Raw genomic sequence first — 7,353 nt, forward strand, 5'->3', positions numbered from 1 at the left:
CCAACTGGCTAAGGCCATTAACCCGGCTGTTGTTAAAAATCACCCCAGGCTGCGGCACATCGAATTGGTTAAAACGGTTATGGGACAAGCCCTTGTCATTGGGGTTGGCGATTTCAATGACCGGCACGCCGTTGGCGGCGTTAATCACGCTGGTACCTGAAGGCTTATCGGCGTCCGGCAGAATGTCCGCCACTGTCAGGCCAGGCATGCCAGCCAGCAGCACGGATAACACAAGGTACTTGAGCGACCCGTTAAACGGTTTGGGAAGTGGGACATTGGCGGGTGAGGTGACAGTTTGCTGCCCCGCTTTGCGCTGGGCGCGGGTGACTTCCGCAACGGGGATAAGAAAACCAAGGGACTTACTAAATATCAGGCGGAAACAGCGTTTGTTCATGACCGACTCCCTTCGAAGAACTATCGGTCAACGGTAAGAAATATAACTGCGCGCGCCTGTAGGACCGCTCGCAAGGCTCCCTCAGCTTGCTTACTAGAACGACGTGACTTGGTGAAGTAAAAGCGCAGCGCTCGCCATTACTGCCTATCGGTGCGCGATTCCCGAGCCGGCGAAATGACCGCAAGCAAACTTGCAGATTGCATGCAGCCATTACTCCAACATTGCACTCTGCAAATGGCAGGCTGATATCAATAATTCATAAGCTATTGATTTAATTAAAATAGATAAAATAAAAAAAGCTGGCACGGCAGCTGCTCTAGGTCTTCGCATGTTTAAAAACAATACGGAGCGCATGACCATGCAATTGGCGATCAACTACCTGTTCAAATCTTTCCCTGAGCAAAACGTCGCAGTCACTCCGCGCCCGGATGGCACCCTGGTGTTGTCCCTGAAATGGGACGACCAGCAGATCACCAAAGTGATTGCCAGCGAGGCTGTGTTCAGCGAAGCAAAAATCAAAGATGTGGTGCGCGATATCCAGCGCGATATGAAGCTGGCCTCTGGCGAGCTGTGCTGGAAAGGTGCCGGCGCCCATTGGGTTTGGCAACGTCTGCCCACCTACGAGGGCCCGGTGCATGTCACCAAAGCTAAACGTCTGTCGCAACGCCCGCTGGCGCATATGTGCCCAAATTTGAATGCGGCCCTGTCTGCCTGATCCCGCTTTACCCTCCCCCAGCGACAAACTTGCCCGGCTGCCGAACAGGCGCCGGGATTTTTTTTAGCGCCGGGCCGCTTGCTTTAGCTTGGAGTACTCCACGATGCGCGCACTGACCTATCACGGCAGCCACAAACTGTTCGATAAAGCCGATGACGAGTGCCGCAAGGTGATTTTGCGCCCCTGAGGCAGGAGCTCTTTGGCATGCCAACACTGCGTATCGCCACCTTTAATATCAACGGTATTCAGACCCGACTCGCCGCGCTGCTGGCTTGGCTGGCGCGGGAGCAGCCGGACATCGTGTGCCTGCAAGAACTCAAAGCCGCCGACAGCAAATTCCCCGCTACAGCCCTTCGCGAGGCCGGCTATGGCGCCATCTGGAAAGGCCAAACGGCCTGGAATGGCGTGGCAATACTGGCAAAGGATTCCGAGCCTCTGGAAATCCGCCGCGAGCTACCCGGTGACCCCACCGATAGCCACAGCCGCTATATCGAAGCGGCGGTGCATGGCGTGATTGTGGGCTGCCTGTACCTGCCCAATGGCAACCCGCAGCCAGGGCCGAAATTTGCCTACAAACTGGCCTGGTTTGAACGCTTGCTCACCCATGCCCACGCCCTCTACCACAGCGGCCATCCGGTGATTCTGGCCGGTGATTACAACGTAGTGCCCACCGACTTGGATATCTACAACACCCGCTCCTGGCTTAAAGACGCCCTGCTGCAACCCGAGAGCCGCGCCTGCTACCAGCGGCTGCTCGACCAAGGCTGGACCGACTCGCTGCGGGCGCTGTATCCCGACGAGCGCGTTTACACCTTCTGGGATTATTTTCGTCAGCATTGGCAGAGCAATTCCGGACTCAGAATTGATCATCTGCTGGTGAGTAAAGAGCTAAAGAAACGCTTGGTGAATGCCGGGGTGGATGCCTGGGTGCGGGGTGAGGAACATGCCAGCGACCATGCGCCGACGTGGATTGAAATCAAACGCCCCTAAGAGCAGACCTATCGCGGTTACAGCCGCTGCCTCTGCTACCTGTATGGCGCTTGAAAAAAGCGATTACCGTGGCAGCGTGTTAGCCGCAGTGCCCTTCACCTGACCATTTCCAGCACAATGCCGGCTATCCAGCCCCTGTCACGCCCCTTACAAGGCCACCCCATGCCGCCGAAAAAACCAGCCACGCCTTCGGGCTTTGTCCACGTGCGCGGCGCCCGCGAGCACAATCTGAAAAACATCGATGTCGATATCCCCCGCGATGCGCTGGTGGTGTTTACCGGTGTGTCCGGCTCGGGTAAGTCATCGCTGGCCTTTGGCACCTTGTACGCCGAAGCGCAACGCCGTTATTTCGAATCGGTGGCGCCCTATGCGCGGCGCTTGATCGACCAAGTGGGCGTGCCGGATGTCGACAGCATTGATGGCCTGCCACCGGCGGTGGCGTTGCAGCAACAACGCGGTACACCCAGCGCGCGCTCGTCGGTGGGTAGCGTCACTACCTTGTCGAGTTTGGTGCGCATGCTGTATTCACGCGCCGGCCATTACCCAGCGGGGCAAGCGCTGTTGTATGCCGAAGACTTTTCGCCCAATACCCCGCAAGGTGCCTGTCCGGAATGCCATGGCCTGGGCCGCGTTTATGAAGTTACCGAACAGTCGATGGTCCCCGATGCCTCGCTGACCATTCGCCAACGCGCCGTAGCAGCCTGGCCGACCGCCTGGGGTGGGCAAAACCTGCGGGATATCTTGGTGAGCATGGGCCATGACGTTGATACGCCCTGGCGCGACTTACCGAAAAAGCTGCGCCAGTGGATTCTGTTTACCGAAGAGCAGCCACAGGTGCCGGTGTATGCCGGCCTGACGCCAGAGCAAACCCAGCTCGCCCTTAAGCGGAAAATGGAGCCCAGCTATATGGGCACCTTTACCGGCGCGCGGCGCTACGTGCTGCATACCTTTGCCCACTCACAGAGCGCGCTGATGAAAAAGCGCGTGGCGCAATTTATGGTCGGCAGCGCCTGCCCACTGTGCGACGGCAAACGCTTAAAGCGTGAGGCGCTGGCGGTGACCTTTGCTGGCTATGACATCGGCGAGTTAGCACGCCTGCCGCTGCTAAAACTGGCTGAAGTGCTGGCTCCGGTAGCGGCCGGTAAACCCAGCAAAGGCAAAAAGCTCTCGGCAGAAAAACAGTTGGCAGCCCAGCGTATAGCCGAAGATTTATTGGCCCGGGTAAAAACCCTTACCGACCTTGGCCTCGGCTATCTGGCCTTGGAACGCAGCACGCCAAGCCTGTCCTCTGGCGAACTGCAACGGCTGCGCTTGGCCACCCAATTGGGCTCGCAATTATTCGGCGTGATCTATGTACTGGACGAGCCTTCCGCCGGCTTGCACCCCGCCGATGGCGAAGCATTGTTTGATGCCTTGCAGCGCTTAAAAGACGCCGGCAATTCACTGTTTGTAGTGGAACACGACCTGGAAACCATGCGCCGCGCCGACTGGTTAATAGACGTTGGCCCGGCCGCTGGCGAGCATGGCGGCACCGTGCTGTACAGCGGCCCACCTGCGGGTTTGGCCAAGGTCGAAGCCTCGCAAACGCGCCTGCATTTGTTCAGCACTGAGCAGGTGCCAGAATGTACGGCACGACAGGCACAAGACTGGCTGCGCCTGGAAGGTATCACCCGCAATAACCTGAACAACCTGGCGGTGGATTTTCCCTTGGGCTGCTTTACCTCAGTGACCGGCATTTCCGGCTCGGGTAAATCCAGTTTGGTCAGCCAGGCCTTGCTGGAATTGGTCGGGGCCCATTTAGGCCATAGCGTGCGCAACGCCGAACCCGAAGAATTGCAGTTGGACGACGACGCCCCGGTGGCCACCAGCGGCCACGTCACCCACGGCCTGGAAGGTATTCAGCGCTTGGTGCAGGTCGACCAAAAACCCATCGGCCGCACCCCGCGCTCCAACCTGGCCACGTACACGGGCCTGTTCGACGCCGTGCGTAAGCTGTTCGCCGCCACGCCCGCCGCGCGTAAACGGCACTACGATGCCGGGCAGTTTTCCTTCAACGTTGCCAAGGGCCGCTGTGACACCTGCGAAGGCGAAGGCTTTGTCAGCGTTGAGTTGCTGTTTATGCCCAGCGTCTACGCGCCCTGCTCCACCTGCCATGGCGCGCGCTACAACCCGCAAACCTTGAGCGTTACCTGGCAGGGGAAAAACATCGCCGAAGTACTTAACCTGACGGTGGACGCCGCCTGCGAATTCTTCGCTGACGAAGCGTCTGTGCTGCGTTCGCTGCGCGTACTGCGGGATATCGGCTTGGGTTACTTGCGCTTGGGCCAGCCGGCGACCGAGTTGTCCGGCGGCGAAGCGCAAAGGATCAAACTGGCCACCGAACTACAACGCAGCCAACGCGGTGCCACGCTGTACGTGCTGGATGAGCCTACGACCGGGCTGCACCCCACCGATGTTGACCGCCTGCTGCGTCAGCTCAATGGTCTGGTGGATGCGGGCAATACGGTGATTCTGGTTGAGCACGATATGCGCGTGGTGGCGCAGAGCGACTGGGTGATCGATATCGGGCCCGGCGCCGGGGAACAAGGCGGCACGGTGGTCGCCAGTGGCTTGCCGCAGGAGGTAGCCGCTTCACCTACAGGGTTTACCGCTAAATATTTGCAACAGGCACTTACCCCTCCATAGGCGTGGGTTTGCTCGCGAATGCTGCAAAAGGCAATTGCCAGGCACATTCGCGAGCAAGCTCGCCCCTACAGGGCCGTGCAGGGTCAGGCACTAAGGTTTTGCCGCCACTGCTGAATCTGCGCAAGTGTCGCCGTTGCCCCGCCACACACCACGACCAGCGGCGCTTTAAAGTCAGCGGTTAAACCGGGATCGGCGCTATACAACGCGGCCAACGCTGCCCCACAGGCTGGTTCAACCAGCACACGGTGGTCATGCAGAAATTGCTCGCAGGCGTTCAGTGCTTGCAGATCCGTGACGGTGGCGCAACGTACGTTGTGACTTTGGCTAACGGCAAAGGCGTTTTCGCAAACCGCCTTGGCGCCCAGCGAGGTGGCGATACTGGTGATGGCGGGCAGTTCGATACGTTGGCCGGCGGCCACAGATTGGGCCAAGGAATCCGCGCCGTGGGTTTCCACGGTGAGCACCGGCAAATGGCCCAGGTCGTTGCGTTGCAGCCCGGCGATCACGCCCGATAACAGGCCGCCACCACCCACGGCAACAATCACCGAATCAAATTCAATCCCCGCGCTTACCACTTCATCAATCAAGCTGCCGTGGCCGGCCCACATTTCGGCGTTATCGAAGGGGTGGATAAAGGCGCTGTGCTCATCGAGCAGCGATTGCGCTAACGCGTTGGCTTCCATCCAGGAGGCGCCATGCACAATCACCTCGGCGCCTTCCTGTTCGATCAGCGCGCAAGCGTGAGCGGTGGCGGTTTCCGGCACCACCACGGTGACCGCGATATTCAGCTGGCGACCGGCATAGGCCACGGCAATACCCGCGTTGCCGCCGGAGGACGAGACAAAGCGAGTTTTGCCCGCGCGCGCGTAGGTTTCACACACTGCGCCAATGCCGCGAATCTTGAACGACCCTACGGGCTGCAACGCATCGAGCTTAAGCCAAACGGTTTTACCGGTTTTAAGGCTCAGTGGGCGCGATTGCAGTACGGGCGTTTGGATATGCAGCGGCATGGGCGACCTCAAATACAAAAGTGGGGTCGCAGAATACGCCGAGAAGGCCGTAGTTTGAACCTCGCCGCGTAGCGGTGGTGAAGTGTGCTAGTTGCTGCGCGTGTACGCCTTGGTGCGCACAGCACACCCTACGGGACATTGGCGCCCGTTGAGCGATTGGGCCTACACCCTTGGGCAAAACGCCCTAACCGATGCTGCCCAAACGCGGCGCCGAGGCGGCGATTTCGCCAATCTTTTCCAGTCGCGCACGAACGATATTGCGGCTGATATTAAGCAGGCGCCCGGTCTGCAATTGGTTGCCGTGGCAGAAGCGATAGGCCGTGCGGAACACCGTTTCCTCGATGTGTTCGTAGAGGTCTGGCAGGTTCTGCTCAAACAAGGCGGTCAGCGCGGCCTCCAAATCGGCCGGCCCAGCAGTGAGCGGCGCCGGGCTGTGGCTGATTACCGCGGTTGGCGCGGGGTCATGGCGCACGCCTGTGGCGCGCATATCCACCAGGTGCAAATCGTTGGGCTGCACGCGTTCGTTGCGGCATACCAGCAGGGCATGGTGAATGGCGTTTTCCAGTTCGCGGATATTGCCAGGCCAGCTATGGCTAAGCAGTTTGCGTTCGGCCTCTTCGCTTAGGCTGGCGCGTTTGTAACCCAGGCGCTGGCAGTGTTCTTCCATAAAAAATTCGGCCAGCGGCATGATATCGCCCGGGCGCTCGCGCAGCGGCGGAAGGCGAATAGTGGCCACGTGCAGACGGTAGAACAGGTCTTCACGGAAATGCCCGGCCACCACCGCGTCGGCCAGGTTGACGTTGGTAGCAGCCACCAGGCGCACGTTGATCGGGATTGGCGTACGCGAACCCAGGCGCACCACTTCGCGCTCCTGCAATACCCGCAGCAATTTCACCTGCATATTCAGCGGCAAGTCGCCGATTTCATCGAGAAACAGCGTGCCGCCCTTGGCCGCTTCAAACCAGCCCGCTTTGCTGGTGGTGGCGCCGGTAAAGGCGCCCTTTTCGTGGCCAAACAATTCGCTCTCCACCAGGGTTTCGGCGAAGGCACCGCAGTTCACCGCGACAAAGGGTTCTTTGCTGCGGTTGCTGAGGTTATGGATATGCCGGGCGACCAACTCTTTGCCGGTGCCGGTTTCGCCAATGATCAGCGCGTTGGCTTCACTGGGCGCCAGGCGTTCGATGCGGCTGAGCAATTCTTGCGAGCGCGGGTCTTTGAAAACCAGCACGGTGGCGCGGACCGATTTAGTCAGCTCTCGAGCATTAGGATGTGTAAGCAAAGACATAGGGCATACCTGGCAAGCGAAGGGCGCTGGCGGCAATCATGCACGAAGGCGTCATAGATAAAAAAAGTCTTAATTCGTATTTATATATTCCATTTGCATCTACCCAAGAGCACTGCTGCTGGAGCAGCAACCGGTCAGCAACGGCTGCGCCCGCAACAGCATAAAAAGGCTCCTTTGCTTTGCCAAAGCCGCGTAAATGCACGGTTCGAGCGGCTGGCATACATTCTGCTCTGCCCCTGCTAAAGCGCGGATTTACCGCTGCACAGGAGAAGCA

Annotated in this window: 7 protein-coding genes; 3 read left to right on the forward strand and 4 right to left on the reverse strand. The window is 59.1% G+C overall.

Annotated elements, in window-relative coordinates; genetic code table 11:
* On the reverse strand, window positions 1–394 hold a 394-nt coding region (locus tag AAAB16_RS22050), incomplete at its 3' end, for an ESPR-type extended signal peptide-containing protein (RefSeq protein ID WP_340665266.1).
* A 328-nt stretch (window positions 395–722) separates the two neighbouring features.
* On the opposite strand from AAAB16_RS22050, the gene AAAB16_RS22055 reads away from it, so the two are divergent.
* The 3 genes from AAAB16_RS22055 to uvrA all read left to right on the forward strand — a co-directional run bounded on the left by AAAB16_RS22055 (window position 723) and on the right by uvrA (window position 4,784).
* Window positions 723–1,109 (forward strand): DUF3509 domain-containing protein, encoded by a 387-nt coding sequence (locus AAAB16_RS22055; RefSeq protein WP_340665267.1) that lies wholly within the window; start codon window positions 723–725, stop codon window positions 1,107–1,109.
* Window positions 1,110–1,313: 204 nt separating this feature from the next.
* Complete coding sequence (gene xth / locus AAAB16_RS22060) at window positions 1,314–2,099, forward strand: exodeoxyribonuclease III (protein WP_340665268.1); 786 nt, start codon at window positions 1,314–1,316, stop codon at window positions 2,097–2,099.
* Window positions 2,100–2,261: 162 nt separating this feature from the next.
* Window positions 2,262–4,784, forward strand: coding sequence for an excinuclease ABC subunit UvrA (uvrA, locus tag AAAB16_RS22065; RefSeq protein ID WP_340665269.1), 2,523 nt, complete (start codon window positions 2,262–2,264; stop codon window positions 4,782–4,784).
* Between the two features lie 83 nt (window positions 4,785–4,867).
* Here the strand turns inward: uvrA and AAAB16_RS22070 are convergent, their stop codons facing one another.
* The 3 genes from AAAB16_RS22070 to AAAB16_RS22080 form a co-directional block, all read right to left on the reverse strand.
* The gene (locus AAAB16_RS22070; RefSeq protein WP_340665270.1) at window positions 4,868–5,794 is read right to left on the reverse strand and encodes a pyridoxal-phosphate dependent enzyme; all 927 of its coding nucleotides are present in this window, start codon (window positions 5,792–5,794) and stop codon (window positions 4,868–4,870) included.
* A gap of 184 nt (window positions 5,795–5,978) precedes the next feature.
* Complete coding sequence (locus tag AAAB16_RS22075) at window positions 5,979–7,079, reverse strand: sigma-54 dependent transcriptional regulator (RefSeq protein ID WP_110613725.1); 1,101 nt, start codon at window positions 7,077–7,079, stop codon at window positions 5,979–5,981.
* Window positions 7,057–7,353, reverse strand: a 297-nt coding sequence (locus AAAB16_RS22080; protein ID WP_340665271.1) for a hypothetical protein, incomplete at its 5' end; no start/stop codon positions are given. The genes AAAB16_RS22075 and AAAB16_RS22080, both read right to left, overlap by 23 nt.

It is taken from the genome of Pseudomonas sp., from assembly GCF_037994325.1.
Lineage (GTDB): Bacteria > Pseudomonadota > Gammaproteobacteria > Pseudomonadales > Pseudomonadaceae > Aquipseudomonas.

Bases quoted from the DNA above. Each gene is read 5' to 3' on its own strand.
- AAAB16_RS22055 (WP_340665267.1), top strand. From the start codon at position 723: ATGTTTAAAAACAATACGGAGCGCATGACCATGCAATTGGCGATCAAC.
- xth (WP_340665268.1), top strand. From the start codon at position 1,314: ATGCCAACACTGCGTATCGCCACCTTTAATATCAACGGTATTCAGACC.
- uvrA (WP_340665269.1), top strand. From the start codon at position 2,262: ATGCCGCCGAAAAAACCAGCCACGCCTTCGGGCTTTGTCCACGTGCGC.
- AAAB16_RS22070 (WP_340665270.1), bottom strand. From the start codon at position 5,794: ATGCCGCTGCATATCCAAACGCCCGTACTGCAATCGCGCCCACTGAGC.
- AAAB16_RS22075 (WP_110613725.1), bottom strand. From the start codon at position 7,079: ATGTCTTTGCTTACACATCCTAATGCTCGAGAGCTGACTAAATCGGTC.